This window comes from Novosphingobium sp. BL-A-28-Hi1-0D (assembly GCF_055521755.1).
On record NZ_CM145502.1, the window covers coordinates 1,994,523 to 2,008,501 of the forward strand.

10 protein-coding genes are annotated in these 13,979 nt (G+C 64.7%); 7 read left to right on the forward strand and 3 right to left on the reverse strand.

Translation table 11 applies throughout. The features are described from left to right. The first annotated feature begins 173 nt into the window (after positions 1-173). The 6 genes from ACZ1JW_RS09765 to ACZ1JW_RS09790 all read left to right on the forward strand — a co-directional run bounded on the left by ACZ1JW_RS09765 (position 174) and on the right by ACZ1JW_RS09790 (position 8,975). On the forward strand, positions 174-1,700 hold the full coding sequence (locus tag ACZ1JW_RS09765; RefSeq protein ID WP_465123757.1) for an acyl-CoA carboxylase subunit beta: 1,527 nt from the start codon (positions 174-176) through the stop codon (positions 1,698-1,700). A 27-nt stretch (positions 1,701-1,727) separates the two neighbouring features. After that, positions 1,728-2,906, forward strand: a complete 1,179-nt coding sequence (locus ACZ1JW_RS09770; protein WP_465140428.1) for an acetyl-CoA C-acyltransferase family protein — start codon at positions 1,728-1,730, stop codon at positions 2,904-2,906. Position 2,907: 1 nt separating this feature from the next. Continuing rightward, positions 2,908-3,348 (forward strand): methylmalonyl-CoA epimerase, encoded by a 441-nt coding sequence (mce, locus tag ACZ1JW_RS09775; protein ID WP_465123755.1) that lies wholly within the window; start codon positions 2,908-2,910, stop codon positions 3,346-3,348. Positions 3,349-3,472: 124 nt separating this feature from the next. Next, positions 3,473-5,614 carry a methylmalonyl-CoA mutase gene (scpA, locus tag ACZ1JW_RS09780; protein ID WP_465140429.1) on the forward strand — a complete coding sequence of 714 codons (2,142 nt, stop codon included), beginning with the start codon at positions 3,473-3,475 and terminating at the stop codon, positions 5,612-5,614. Positions 5,615-5,649: 35 nt separating this feature from the next. Continuing rightward, positions 5,650-6,933 (forward strand): O-acetylhomoserine aminocarboxypropyltransferase, encoded by a 1,284-nt coding sequence (locus ACZ1JW_RS09785; protein WP_465140430.1) that lies wholly within the window; start codon positions 5,650-5,652, stop codon positions 6,931-6,933. Between the two features lie 20 nt (positions 6,934-6,953). Then, complete coding sequence (locus ACZ1JW_RS09790) at positions 6,954-8,975, forward strand: ATP-binding protein (RefSeq protein WP_465140431.1); 2,022 nt, start codon at positions 6,954-6,956, stop codon at positions 8,973-8,975. A gap of 660 nt (positions 8,976-9,635) precedes the next feature. Here ACZ1JW_RS09790 and ACZ1JW_RS09795 read toward each other — a convergent pair. After that, positions 9,636-11,039 carry an FAD-binding oxidoreductase gene (locus ACZ1JW_RS09795; protein WP_465140432.1) on the reverse strand — a complete coding sequence of 468 codons (1,404 nt, stop codon included), beginning with the start codon at positions 11,037-11,039 and terminating at the stop codon, positions 9,636-9,638. Positions 11,040-11,203: 164 nt separating this feature from the next. On the opposite strand from ACZ1JW_RS09795, the gene ACZ1JW_RS09800 reads away from it, so the two are divergent. Then, positions 11,204-11,593, forward strand: coding sequence for a c-type cytochrome (locus tag ACZ1JW_RS09800; protein WP_465123750.1), 390 nt, complete (start codon positions 11,204-11,206; stop codon positions 11,591-11,593). 9 nt (positions 11,594-11,602) lie between these two features. Here the strand turns inward: ACZ1JW_RS09800 and ACZ1JW_RS09805 are convergent, their stop codons facing one another. Together ACZ1JW_RS09805 and ACZ1JW_RS09810 are read right to left on the reverse strand one after the other, a co-directional pair. Then, entirely contained in the window at positions 11,603-13,540 is a 1,938-nt protein-coding gene (locus ACZ1JW_RS09805) for an alkyl/aryl-sulfatase (RefSeq protein WP_465140433.1), read from the reverse strand. Between the two features lie 86 nt (positions 13,541-13,626). After that, positions 13,627-13,893 (reverse strand): hypothetical protein, encoded by a 267-nt coding sequence (locus ACZ1JW_RS09810; protein WP_465140434.1) that lies wholly within the window; start codon positions 13,891-13,893, stop codon positions 13,627-13,629. Positions 13,894-13,979 lie beyond the last annotated feature (86 nt).

Below are 13,979 nucleotides of genomic sequence, written 5' to 3' on the forward strand. Positions count from 1 at the left end.
TGCAGAATAACATTGGACTTGGCAACCGGCGTGGCGCAGTTGGTGCACCGATCCGCGATCCTTGGCCTATGGTCAGGTCGTGGGTGCGGCTCCGGTACGCGGCTCGGGGAGGAGAAGCGTGCCGGAGCCCGCAGCAGATCCGGGTTCCACGGTTGAAGAGAGGGTAGCCACGCATGTCCGCCAATATTGCCGAGATGGAAAAGCGCCGTCAGGCGGCACGCATGGGTGGCGGGCAGAAGCGCATCGACGCGCAGCACGCCAAGGGCAAGCTGACCGCGCGCGAGCGCCTGAAGGTGCTGCTCGACGAAGGCAGCTTCGAAGAAGTCGACATGTACGTCGAACACAACTGCGTCGACTTCGGCATGCCCGATACGGTCATTCCCGGCGATGGCGTGGTGACCGGTTCGGGCACGATCAACGGCCGTCTGGTCTATGTGTTCAGCCAGGACTTCACCGTATTCGGCGGCTCGCTTTCGGAACGCCACGCGCAGAAGATCTGCAAGATCATGGACATGGCGCTCAAGGTCGGCGCGCCGGTGATCGGGCTCAACGATTCGGGCGGTGCGCGCATCCAGGAGGGCGTGGCATCGCTGGGCGGCTATGCCGAAGTGTTCCAGCGCAACGTGCTGGCTTCGGGCGTGGTGCCGCAGCTTTCGCTGATCATGGGGCCTTGCGCGGGCGGCGCGGTCTACAGCCCCGCGATGACCGACTTCATCTTCATGGTGAAGGACAGCTCCTACATGTTCGTCACCGGCCCCGATGTGGTGAAGACGGTGACCAACGAAGTCGTCACGCAGGAAGAGCTGGGCGGCGCGGTGACGCATACGACCAAGACTTCGGTGGCCGACCTTGCACTGGAGAACGACATCGAGGCGCTGCTGGCGGCGCGCGATTTCTTCGATTACCTGCCGCTGTCCAACCGCCACGACGTGCCCGAGCGGCCGACGTCGGACCCCTATGACCGGCTCGAGCACAGCCTCGACACCATCGTGCCAGCATCGGCCAACCAGCCCTATGACATGCACGAAGTCATCCGCAAGACGGTGGACGAGGGCGAGTTCTTCGAAGTCCAGCCCAAGCATGCGGGCAACATCATCGTCGGGTTCGGCCGCGTGGAAGGCCGTACCGTGGGCATCGTCGCCAACCAGCCGATGGTTCTGGCAGGCGTGCTCGACATCAACTCGTCGAAGAAGGCCGCGCGGTTCGTGCGCTTCTGCGATGCGTTCAACATTCCGATCGTGACCTTCGTCGACGTTCCGGGCTTCCTCCCCGGCACCGCGCAGGAGCACAACGGCATCATCAAGCACGGCGCCAAGCTGCTCTTCGCCTATGCCGAAGCCACCGTGCCCAAGATCACCGTGATCACCCGCAAGGCCTATGGCGGCGCCTACGACGTTATGGCCTCCAAGCACTTGCGCGGCGACTTGAACTACGCCTGGCCGACCGCCGAAATCGCGGTGATGGGGGCCAAGGGCGCTGTCGAGATCATCTTCCGCGGGCTTTCGGCCGAAGAGCAGGCGGTGAAGACCAAGGAATACGAGGACCGCTTTGCCAACCCGTTCGTGGCGGCGAGCAAGGGCTTCGTCGATGAAGTGATCCACCCGCATTCGACCCGCCGTCGCGTGGCTCTGGGCTTGCGCAAGCTCAAGACCAAGAGCCTCGAGAATCCGTGGAAGAAGCACGACAACATTCCGCTCTGACGAGCGCTTCAGTCTGAAAGAACTGACATGACCGACATCTACATCGTCTCGGGCGCGCGTACCGCCATTGGCTCGTTCGGTGGCGGGCTTGCCTCGCTGCGTCCGGCAGAGACGGGCGCCATCGTGATCAAGGAAGCCATTGCCCGCGCCGGGATCACGCCGGACAAGGTGCAGAACGTGGTGATCGGCACCGTCGTGCCGACGCAGCCCAAGGACGCCTATGTCAGCCGCGTGGCGGCGGTGAACGCCGGCATTCCGATCGAGGCTCCGGCCATGAACGTGAACCGCCTGTGCGGGTCGGGCCTGCAGGCGATCGTCTCGGCGGCGCAGGGCATCGCACTGGGCGAGCAGGACATTGCCATCGGCGGCGGTGCGGAAAGCATGTCGAACGCGCCGCACATGGTGCTGACGGCGCGCAACGGCCAGAAGATGGGCGATCAGGTGCTGATGGACGCCATGCTTGGCGCGCTGCACGATCCGTTCGAGGGCATCCACATGGGCGTGACGGCAGAGAACGTGGCCGAGCGTCTGGACATCAGCCGCGAAGCGCAGGACGCGCTGGCGGCCGAGAGCCAGAAGCGCGCGGCTGCCGCAATCGCGGCAGGCTATTTCAAGGAACAGATCGTTCCGGTCGAGATCAAGACGCGCAAGGGCGTGACGGTGTTCGACACCGACGAGCACGTGCGTGGCGAGACCACGGTGGAATCGCTCGCAGGCCTCAAGCCCGTGTTCAAGAAGGACGGCACGGTTACGGCAGGCAACGCCTCGGGCATCAACGATGGTGCTGCGGCGATTGTGCTCGCCAGCGGGAAGGCTGTTGAAGAGCACGGGCTGAAGCCGATGGCGAAGATCCTCGGCTGGGGTCATGCTGGCGTGGAACCGAACGTGATGGGTCTGGGGCCGGTCAAGGCCGTGCCGGTGGCGCTGCAGCGCGCAGGGCTGACGCTCGACCAGATCGACATTATCGAGAGCAACGAGGCGTTTGCGGCCCAGGCATGCGGCGTGGCCATGGAGCTGGGCTTCGATCCGGCCAAGACCAACGTCAACGGCTCGGGCATTTCGCTGGGCCACCCCATCGGCGCGACCGGTGCGATCCTGACGATCAAGGCGATGTACGAACTGCACCGCACGGGCGGCAAGTATGGCCTGATCACGATGTGCATCGGCGGCGGTCAGGGCATCGCCATGGTTATCGAGAAGGTCTGATATGAAACTCGGCCGCCTGAACCACGTCGGCGTAGCAACGCCGGATATCGACGCTTCCATCGCGTTCTATCGCGACGTGATGGGGGCTGACGACATTACCGAGCCGTTCGTGCTGGAAAGCCAGCAGGTGCGGGTGTGCTTCGTCAACACGCCGGGTGAAAACGGGACCGCTGGTACGCAGATCGAGCTGATCCAGCCGACCAGCCCGGACAGCGCGGTGGGCAAGTGGTTGGCGGCCAATCCGCTCGGGGGTCAGCACCACCTTTGTTACGAAGTGCCTGACATTCATGAGGCGAAGGCGTGGTTTGAAGGGCAGGGCAAGCGCGTTCTCGGCGAGCCTCGGATCGGGGCGCATGGGACGCTGATCTTCTTCGTCCACCCCAAGGACATGGGCGGGCAGCTGACCGAGATCATGGAGACGCCGAAGGGCGGGCACCACTGATCGCAGATACGCCGTCACCCCGGCGCAGGCCGGGGCCCATGACGGTGAGGTAATGGATCCCGGCCTGCGCCGGGATGACGGTTGTGGAGAGGAGCGGTTGTCTCCTCACGCGAAGGAAAGAACGATGAGCGAGAAGACACTGGCAGACTGGCAGGCCGCTGCCGCCAAGGAAGTCAAGGGTAAGGACCTGACATGGCAGACGCCAGAGGGCATTGCCGTCAAGCCGCTCTACACGGCCGAGGACGTGACCGTTGATCCGGGCCTGCCGGGCTTTGCGCCGTTCACGCGCGGCGTGCGCGCCTCGATGTATGCGGGGCGTCCGTGGACGATCCGCCAGTATGCCGGCTTCTCGACCGCCGAGGAATCGAACGCATTCTATCGCCGCAATCTGGCGGCAGGGCAGAAGGGCCTTTCGGTCGCCTTCGACCTTGCGACGCACCGTGGCTATGACTCCGACCATCCGCGCGTCGTCGGCGATGTCGGCAAGGCGGGTGTGGCCATCGACTCCGTCGAGGACATGAAGATTCTGTTCGACGGCATTCCGCTCGATCAGATGTCGGTTTCGATGACCATGAACGGCGCGGTGATCCCGATCCTCGCGTTCTTCATCGTTGCGGGCGAAGAGCAGGGCGTCGACCGCAAGCTGCTCGACGGGACCATCCAGAACGACATCCTCAAGGAGTTCATGGTCCGCAACACCTACATCTACCCGCCCGAGCCTTCGATGCGGATCATCTCGGACATCTTCGGCTACACCAGCCGCGAGATGCCCAAGTTCAACTCGATCTCGATTTCCGGCTATCACATGCAGGAAGCGGGCGCGACGCAGGTGCAGGAGCTTGCCTTCACCATCGCCGACGGCATGGAATATGTGAAGTACGGCGTGGCGAGTGGTCTGGATATCGACAAGTTTGCCGGGCGCCTGTCGTTCTTCTTCGCCATCGGCATGAACTTCTTCATGGAAGTGGCCAAGCTGCGTGCCGCGCGCGTGCTGTGGCATCGCGTGATGACCAAGCTCGGCGCGAAGGACGAGCGTTCGAAGATGCTACGCACCCACTGCCAGACCTCGGGCGTGTCGTTGCAGGAGCAGGACCCCTACAACAACGTCATCCGCACCACGATCGAGGCGATGGCCGCGATGCTGGGCGGCACGCAGTCGCTGCACACCAATGCGCTTGACGAAGCCATCGCGCTGCCGACCGATTTCTCCGCCCGCATCGCGCGCAACACGCAGATCGTGATCCAGGAAGAGACGGGCATGTGCAACGTGGTCGATCCGCTCGGCGGGTCGTACTACATCGAGAGCCTGACGCAGGAACTGGTCGACAAGGCGTGGGAGATTATCGAGCGCGTCGAGAGCGAAGGCGGCATGGCCAAGGCCGTGGCGGCCGGATGGCCCAAGGCGATGATCGAGGAAGCCGCTGCTGGCCGTCAGGCACGCGTCGACCGTGGCGAGGACGTGATCGTCGGCGTCAACAAGTATCGCCTTGCCAACGAAGACCTGCTCGAAACGCTCGAAGTCGATAACGACAAGGTCCGCCAGGGCCAGATCGCCCGCCTCAAGTGGGTGCGCGAGACGCGTGACGAGACCAAGTGCCGCGCAGCGCTCAATGCCCTGACCGAGGGCGCGAAGACGGGCGGCAACCTGCTCGAACTCGCGGTCGAGGCTGCGCGCCATCGCGCCACGCTGGGCGAGATTTCGGATGCGATGGAAGTCGTGTTCGGCCGCCACGGCACGTTCCCGACGCCGGTCAAGGGCGTCTATGGCGCCGCCTATGCTGGCGACAACCGCTATCAGCAGGTTGTCGATGGCGTTGAGGCCGTGACCCGCCGCCTTGGACGCACGCCGCGTATGCTGGTGGCCAAGATGGGGCAGGACGGCCATGATCGCGGGGCAAACGTGATCGCCTCGGCCTTCTCGGACATGGGCTTTGACGTGACCAGCGGCCCGCTGTTCCAGACGCCCGAGGAAGCTGCGCAGCTCGCCATCGAGAAGGACGTCGACGCGGTCGGTGCATCCTCGCTCGCCGCCGGGCACAAGACGCTGATTCCCGAACTGATCGGGCACCTGCGCGCAGCGGGCCGCTCTGACATCAAGGTCGTGGCAGGTGGCGTGATCCCGCCGCAGGACTACGACTTCCTGCGCGAGGCAGGCGTACAGGGCATCTACGGTCCGGGCTCGAACGTGGTGGAATGTGCAGCCGACATGCTGCGCCTGCTGGGGCACAACATGCCTCCACTGGGTAGCGAGATCGAAGCCGGCTGATAGAGTGCACGCCACATTTGTGGAGGAGAGATGCCATGACGCAGAAGCTTGAGACGCTCACGATCCATGCCGGGTGCGAGCCTGATCCGACCACCAAGGCGCGGATCACGCCGATCTACCAGACGGCAAGCTATGTGTTCGACTCTGCCGAGCACGCGGCCAATCTCTTCGCGCTGGCCGAGTTCGGCAACATCTACACGCGCATCATGAACCCCACCAATGCCGCGCTCGAAGCCAAGATCGCGGCGCTGGAAGGGGGCGTCGGCGCGCTTGGCGTGGCATCGGGCCATGCCGCACAGTTCATCGTCTTCCATACCCTGATGGAGCCGGGCTGCGAGATCGTGGCGGCCAAGAAGCTCTATGGCGGCACGCTCAATCAGTTCGCGCACAGCTTTGCCAAGTTCGGCTGGAAGGCGGTGTTCGTCGATGCCGATGATCCCGCAGCCGTTGCCGCCGCGATCACCGACAAGACGCGCGGCGTATTCATCGAAAGCCTCGCCAACCCCGGCGGCGTGGTGCAGGACATCGCGGCGATTGCCGAAGTCGCCCACGCGGCCGGCGTGCCGCTGATCGTCGACAACACAATGGCGAGCCCCGCGCTGTGTCGCCCGATCGAGCATGGCGCGGACATCGTCGTCCATTCGTGCACCAAGTTCCTCAACGGCCACGGCAATTCCATCGGCGGGCTGATCGTGGATTCGGGCAAGTTCGACTGGGCGGCGAGTGACAAGTTCCCCTCGCTCACCCAGCCCAACCCGAGCTACCACGGCGCGGTGCTGACCGAGGCGTTGAAGCCTGTCGGCCCGATCGCCTTCATCATCGGCTGCCGCGTGCTGGGCCTGCGCGACCTCGGGCCGTCGATGGCACCGATGAACGCATTCCTCACGCTGACCGGCATGGAAACGCTGGCGCTGCGCATGGAGCGGCACTGCAGCAACGCGCTGCATCTGGCGCAGTGGTTGCAGAACCATCCCAAGATTGCGTGGGTCAGCTATGCAGGCCTGCCGGAAGACCCCTACCACCAGCTTGCCCGCCAGTACCTCGGCGGCAAGGGCGGCGCTGTGTTCACCTTCGGCGTGAAGGGCGGCTACGAGGCTGGCGTCAAGCTGGTCCAGTCGGTCAAGCTGTTCAGCCACCTCGCCAACATCGGCGACACCCGCTCACTGATCATCCACCCCGCCTCGACCACGCACAGCCAGCTGGGCGAGGAAGAACTGGTGGCCGCAGGCGCCGGGCCGGACACGGTACGCGTGTCGGTTGGGATCGAGCACATCGACGACATCGTGGCCGACCTCGCGCAGGCGCTCGAACAGATTTGAGAAACGGAAAGCAATCGCCAATGTTCAAGAAAATCCTCATCGCCAACCGTGGTGAAATTGCCTGCCGTGTGATCAAGACGGCGCGTCGGATGGGTATTCAGACGGTGGCGGTCTATTCCGATGCCGATGCGCGGGCGCCGTTCGTGCAGATGGCGGACGAGGCGGTGCATATCGGGCCTGCGCCTGCCGCGCAGTCCTACCTGATCGCCGACAAGATCATCGCGGCGTGCAAGCAGACGGGTGCGGAAGCGGTGCATCCGGGCTATGGCTTCCTGTCCGAGCGCACCTCGTTTGCCGAGGCGCTGGCGGCAGAGAACATTGCGTTCATCGGGCCGCCGGTCGGCGCGATTGCCGCGATGGGCGACAAGATCGAGTCCAAGAAGCTGGCCAAGCAGGCGGGCGTCAACGTTGTCCCCGGCTTCGTCGGCGAGATCGAGGATACCGAGCATGCGGTGCGCATCTCGGACGAGATCGGCTATCCGGTGATGATGAAGGCCTCGGCCGGCGGTGGCGGCAAGGGCATGCGCCTTGCCTACAACGAAAAGGACGTGCGCGAGGGCTTTGAAGCGGTGAAGCGCGAGGGCCTCAATTCGTTCGGCGATGACCGCGTGTTCATCGAGAAGTTCATCCTCAACCCGCGCCACATCGAGATCCAGATCCTCGGCGACAAGCACGGTAACATTCTTTACCTGAACGAGCGCGAATGCTCGATCCAGCGCCGCCACCAGAAGGTGGTCGAAGAAGCACCTTCGCCCTTCGTGACGCCCAAGATGCGCAAGGCGATGGGCGAACAGTGCGTCGCGCTGGCCCGGGCGGTCGGCTACTATTCGGCAGGCACCGTGGAACTGATCGTCTCGGGCGCTGACCCGACGGGCGAGAGCTTCTACTTCCTCGAGATGAACACCCGCCTGCAGGTGGAACACCCCGTCACCGAGGCGATCACCGGGATCGACCTCGTCGAGCAGATGATCCGAGTCGCCTATGGCGAGAAGCTCGCCATGACGCAGGACGACATCAAGATCGACGGCTGGGCGATCGAAAACCGCGTCTATGCCGAAGACCCCTATCGCGGCTTCCTGCCCTCGACCGGGCGTCTGGTCCGCTACAACCCGCCGCTGGCTGGCTGGACTGACGACGGCCAGGCCAACGGTCGGCGCGGCGTGGATGGCGTGCGCGTGGACGATGGCGTCTATGAAGGCGGCGAAGTCTCGATGTTCTATGACCCGATGATCGCCAAGCTGATCACCTGGGGGCCGACGCGCGACGAGGCGGCAGACAAGCAGATCGCAGCCCTGGATGCGTTCGAGATCGAGGGGCTTGGCCACAACATCGATTTCGTCTCGGCGATCATGCAGCACCCGCGCTTCCGCTCGGGCGAACTGACCACCGGCTTCATCGCCGAGGAATATCCCGAAGGGTTCACTGGCGCTGCAACGTCTGACGAACTGAAGCAGACGCTGGCGGCCTTGGCAGGCTTCCTCGCCACGGCTCGGGCCGACCGCGCTCGCCGCGTGGACCAGCAACTGGGTGACGAACTCGATCCGCCTTACGAATGGGCGGTGAAGATCGGCGGCGATACCTTTGCCGTGACGCTCGACGAGGACGAAGTGACGGTGGACGGCAAGGCCATCGACCTTGCGCTGGAATACACGCCGGGCGACCGGATCGTGCATTGCGAGATCGACGACGCGCCTCTGTCGGTGAAGGTCGAGCTCACGCGCGCCGGGTTCAAGCTGACCACGCGCGGCGCGATCCATCAGGTGCAGGTCCTGCCCGCGCACATCGCGTCCTACACGCAGCACATGATCGAAAAGATCCCGCCCGATCTTTCGAAGTTCCTGATTTGCCCGATGCCGGGTCTGCTCGTCTCGCTCAACGTGGGCGAGGGCGATACCGTGGAAGCAGGCCAGCCGCTCGCCGTGGTCGAAGCGATGAAGATGGAGAACATCCTGCGCGCCGAGAAGGCAGGCAAGGTGAAGTCGGTCAACGCCAAGGCGGGTGACAGCCTGGCAGTGGATGCGATCATTCTCGAAATGGAGTGAGGCTTCGGCGTGACGCCAAATCAAGATCCTAGCGTCGCCCCGGCGCAGGCCGGGGCCCATGACCTCTCGTGCAAGACGAGGCGTGATGGATCCCGGCCTTCGCCGGGATGACGGGGTTGGGGCTATGGCGCTCGGGCCCACCCCAGCCATGTGCGCCTTCAACCGTCGCCCCGGCGCAGGCCGGGGCCCATGACCCCTCGTGCAAGACCGAGGCGTGATGGCTCCCTGCCTTCGCCGGGATGACGAGGTTGGGGCTATGGCGCTCGGGCCCACGCCAGCCATGTGCGCCTTCAACCGTCGCCCCGGCGCAGGCCGGGGCCCACGACCTCTCGTGCAAGACCGAGGCGTGATGGCTCCCTGCCTTCGCCGGGCTGACGAGGTTGGGGCTATGGCGTTCGGGCCCACGCCAGTCATGTGCGCCTTCAACCGTCGCCCCGGCGCAGGCCGGGGCCCATGACCTCTCGTGCAAGACCGAGGCGTGATGGCTCCCTGCCTTCGCCGGGCTGACGAGGTTGGGGCTATGGCGTTCGGGCCCACGCCAGTCATGTGCGCCTTCAACCGTCGCCCCGGCGCAGGCCGGGGCCCATGACCTCTCGCGCAAGACCGAGGCGTGATGGCTCCCGGCATTTACCGCTTTGACGGGAGGATTCTGCCTTCGGTTCAGAGCGAGAAAATCTTGCCCGGATTGAACAGGTTTTCCGGGTCAAGCGCGCGTTTCAGAGTGCGCATCACGTTCACCGCATCCTCGCCCAGTTCATCGACGAGGCATTGCTGCTTGCCTATCCCAACGCCGTGTTCGCCGGTGCAGGTGCCGTCCATCGCAAGGGCGCGGGCGACCATGCGGTGGTTGAGCGCTTCGACCTCTGCCATCTCGTGCGGCGCGTTCGGGTCGATCGAGAAAATCAGGTGGAAGTTGCCGTCACCCACATGGCCGACGATGGTGGCGGGCACGCTGCATTCGTCCAGTTCGGCGCGCGTGGCGAGGATGCATTCGGCAAGTCGGCTCATCGGCACGCAGACGTCGGTCGTCAGGCCGATGGCGCCCGCCCGCAGGTTGACCGCGGCGTAATAGGCCTCGTGCCGCGCGCGCCAGAGGCGGTTGCGGTCTTCGGCCAGCGTTGCCCATTGGAACTCCCCGCCGCCATTGGCCGCAGCGAGTGCCTTTACCGTCTCGACCTGTTCGGCAACACCGGCAGGCGTGCCGTGGAATTCGAAGAACAGGGTCGGCACTTCGGGCAGGCCAAGTTTTGAACGCAGATTGACGGCGCGCACCTGCATCGCGTCGAGCAGTTCGATCCGCGCCATCGGCACGCTGCTATGGAAGGCCTGCACCACCGTTTCGATGGCACCGGCGAGGCTTTCGAACGGGCAGGCCGCCGACATGATCGCCTCGGGCACCGGATGGAGCCGCAGGGTCACGCCGGTGATCACGCCGAGCGTCCCTTCCGAACCGATGTAAAGTCGCGTCAGGTCATACCCGGCAGCAGACTTCTTGGCGCGCTTGCCGGTACGGATGACCTTGCCTTGGTGCGTGACAACCTCCAGCCCGAGTACGGCTTCACGCATGGTACCGTAGCGGACGGCGTTCGTGCCCGATGCGCGGGTCGAGGCCATGCCGCCGATGGTGGCGTTGGCGCCCGGATCGATCGGAAAGAACAGGCCGCTGTCGCGCAAGTGTGCGTTCAAGGCCTCGCGTCGGATGCCGGGCTGGACGGTGCAGTCGAAGTCGGCGTGGTTGACGCTCAGGACTGCATCCATGCGCGACAAGTCGAGACTGATGCCGCCTTCCAGCGGCAGGGTATGGCCTTCGAGCGAGGTTCCTGCGCCATAGGGGACGATGGCAATCCCGGCCTCGCGGCACAGGTTGACGCAATCTACGACATCCTGCGTCGATGCGGCGAAGACCACTGCGTCCGGCAGGACGGTGGGATATTGCGATTCGCTCGCGCCGTGCTGGTTGCGGATCGCCTCGCCGGTCTGGCAGGCCGGGCCGAAGCGGGCGGACATCCGATCGAGAAAGTCGGCGGGCAGCGGGCGAGGGCAGTGCGCGATCATCTGGTCCATGTTCCTGTCCTAGCGCATTGCCACCTTTTTTGCAGGTGTACCCCAATTGCTATGGTGCATGCGCGTTCAGGCGGGATAAAGCGCGAATGCAGAATGATCCCCGGGCGTTCGGGCGTGGGGCTCTGACGAACCTTTGGTACGTTGAAACAAGGCAGGGTGTATCGATGAAGAAGTTTACGGGTGCGATGATCGTTGCGGGTCTTGCGGCTTCGGCGCTGACGGGCGGTACCGCCTTCGCGCAGGCCAAGGGCGACCCGGTTGCGGGCAAGAAGATCTTCATGCGCTGCGTGGCCTGCCACGCTGTCCAGCCTGGCGCTGGCGCCAAGATGGGGCCGAACCTTGCAGGTGTCGTCGGGCGCAAGTCCGGCTCGGCTGCAGGCTTCAAGTATTCGGCGGCGATGCAGAAGGCCAAGCTGACCTGGAACGAAGCCACGATCGACAAGTGGCTGACCAAGCCTTCCGCGCTCGTTCCCGGCACCTCGATGGCGTTCCCCGGTCTGCCGAACCCGGCAGACCGTGCAAACGTGATCGCATACCTGAAGAAGCCCAACTGAATAAGCTTCTCAGGGCGTTACAATGTTGAAGGCGGGATCCGGCTTGTCGAGCCAGCCGACGAGGCGGGCGAAGGCAGCCGGGTCCCCTTCGATCTTCGCTTCCCCGGAAGCGACCTTTGCGGCCAAGGGCTGGCCCGCGAACAGGGATGCCAACAGATCGGCATAGCGCACCGTCAGCGTCGCCTGCCTGCCATCGCGCAGTCCCTTGCGATGGACCAGCACGCCGTTGGCGATGGTCACGGTCCAGTCCTGCCCCTTGTCGGGGAAGACGAAGCCCAGCGATGCCGAGCCGTCGGCCGCCTTGGCAGGGTCTAGCCGGACAGCAAGCACTTCGAACAAGTCCGAGGGTGGCAGCTGGCTGATCAGCCCGGCGCCGCCCGTTGGGTCGGTGGCGGCTACGCCGTTGTCCAGTTCGCCCGCGCCGGTCAGGTACATGTTGCGCCACAGGGCATTCTCGCTCTGGTAAGCGAGCTGGCGGTAGGTGCGCGCGAGCAGTGCCTTGGCTGCCGTGTCCGTCCCGTCGGCGAAGATCACGCGGTTGAGCAGTTCTGCGGTCCAGGCATAATCGCCCTTGGCAAAGGCCACTTCGGCCAGCGCCTTGACACGCGCCGCCCCACCCATCGCCTCGACATAGCGGCGGCCACCTTCCTCGGGCGGCAATGGCGCGAGGTGGGCCGGGTTGCCATCGTACCAGCCCATATAGAACTGATAGACCGCGCGGGAATTGAAGCTGTACGAGCCGTAGTAGGGCCGGTCATACCACTGCTGCGCAAGCGCCGGGGGCAGGGTGAGCCTGGCGGCGATCTCCGGCCCGGTCAGGCCCTTGTTCATCAGGCGCACGGTCTGGTCGTGGAGGTAGGCGTAGGCATCGCGGTGCTTGCCAAGATAGTCGGTAATCTCGGCAGCGCCGAAGCGGGGCCAGCCATGGCTGGTGATCAGTACTTCGGCCCCGGCGAAGAAATCCATCGCCTCGGTCAGGCCTTGCGCCCATGCCTTGGCATCGCGGATCACCGCGCCGCGCGGGGTGAGGATGTTGTGCTGGCTGACGTTGGCGTTCTCGGCGAGATCGGCGACTTTCCAGTCGGGGAAGCCGAAGTTCATCTCGGCCGGCGCTTCGGTGCCCGGCGTGATCTGGAAGCGCACGCGCACGCCATCGAGCATGAGTTCGGTGCCGGTCTCGCTGATCTCGCGTGTTGGGGGGATCAGGCTGCGGCCGCCTGCTGCTACGCCCATGCCTATGCCGGAGCCCATCGAGCCTTCCGGACCCTTGGGCAGGGTGAGGCCGAACTGGTAGCCTGCGCGGCGTCCCATGGCAGGCCCTGCGATGACGTTCTCGCTGACCGCCGCGCGGGTGAAGCCGACGGGCGCGATGATCGGCGCGTCCTTGGCCATCGCCGAAGTGAGCGCGCCTGCTCCGCCGAAATGGTCGACGTGGCTGTGGGTGTAGATCATCGCGGTGACCGGCAGCTTCGCCACTTTCTCCGAGATCAGGGCATAGGCCGCGGCAGCGGTCTCGGTGGCGGTCAGCGGATCGATCACGATCCAGCCCTTGTCCCCACGCACGAACGTCACATTGGAGACGTCAAACCCGCGCACCTGCCAGATGCGGTCGGTGACCTTGAACAGGCCCGCCTTGCCAAGGACCTGCGCATGACGCCACAGGCTGGGGTTGACGGTGGCCGGAGCCTCGCCCTTGGCAAAGGCGAAGGCCGCCGTGTCCCACACCGGCTTGCCCGCCGCATCGCGGATCACCGGGTCCTTGAGCGTGGCGACGAAACCGCGCGAGGCGAAATCGAAGTCGCGCTTGTCGGCCATCGGCAGTTCGGCAAGGGCTGTGGCATTGGCCTTGCGGGTTGCGTCGGTGGGCGTGTCTGCGCTGGCCGGACCGGCGAGCAGCAGAAGCGGGGCACCGGCGACAAGCGCACGGCGAAAGTGTGATGAAGGCATGTCCTCTCCCGGCTCCGATCTTCGTGGAGTTCCGCGAGCCAGAGTGGCCTTAATCGCGCGATTAGGGAAGCGGCAAAAAGGCAGGCCTATCCAAACAACCTCTGCCACCAGCTGCGCCGCCGCATTGGCAATTCCTGTCCGGTCGCGCGCATCAGGTAGTTGGCGAGGAGCATGGCCTGGTTGCGGGTCATCAACAGGTGGTGCGTGTCGACCGCTTCGGGCGTCGGGCGCGACTTGCTTGTTGATTGCACCGTCAAATGGATGTTGCGTGCGAAGTCGCGATGCTTCCAGCCGATGACCACGCCTGAAAGCTCGTGCGGCGTGTCATCGCTCGGCAAACCTGCGGTTGCCATCTCTCTTCTCCCTCTGCCCGGAGCATAGGGAATCGGAAGATGACAAATTCGTCAAGCTTTTAAGAAAGAGACCCGTACCGGTTCGG

Coding starts and splice junctions, on each gene's coding strand:
- ACZ1JW_RS09765 (WP_465123757.1), top strand. CDS start 174: ATGTCCGCCAATATTGCCGAGATGGAAAAGCGCCGTCAGGCGGCACGC.
- ACZ1JW_RS09770 (WP_465140428.1), top strand. CDS start 1,728: ATGACCGACATCTACATCGTCTCGGGCGCGCGTACCGCCATTGGCTCG.
- mce (WP_465123755.1), top strand. CDS start 2,908: ATGAAACTCGGCCGCCTGAACCACGTCGGCGTAGCAACGCCGGATATC.
- scpA (WP_465140429.1), top strand. CDS start 3,473: ATGAGCGAGAAGACACTGGCAGACTGGCAGGCCGCTGCCGCCAAGGAA.
- ACZ1JW_RS09785 (WP_465140430.1), top strand. CDS start 5,650: ATGACGCAGAAGCTTGAGACGCTCACGATCCATGCCGGGTGCGAGCCT.
- ACZ1JW_RS09790 (WP_465140431.1), top strand. CDS start 6,954: ATGTTCAAGAAAATCCTCATCGCCAACCGTGGTGAAATTGCCTGCCGT.
- ACZ1JW_RS09795 (WP_465140432.1), bottom strand. CDS start 11,039: ATGGACCAGATGATCGCGCACTGCCCTCGCCCGCTGCCCGCCGACTTT.
- ACZ1JW_RS09800 (WP_465123750.1), top strand. CDS start 11,204: ATGAAGAAGTTTACGGGTGCGATGATCGTTGCGGGTCTTGCGGCTTCG.
- ACZ1JW_RS09805 (WP_465140433.1), bottom strand. CDS start 13,540: ATGCCTTCATCACACTTTCGCCGTGCGCTTGTCGCCGGTGCCCCGCTT.
- ACZ1JW_RS09810 (WP_465140434.1), bottom strand. CDS start 13,893: ATGGCAACCGCAGGTTTGCCGAGCGATGACACGCCGCACGAGCTTTCA.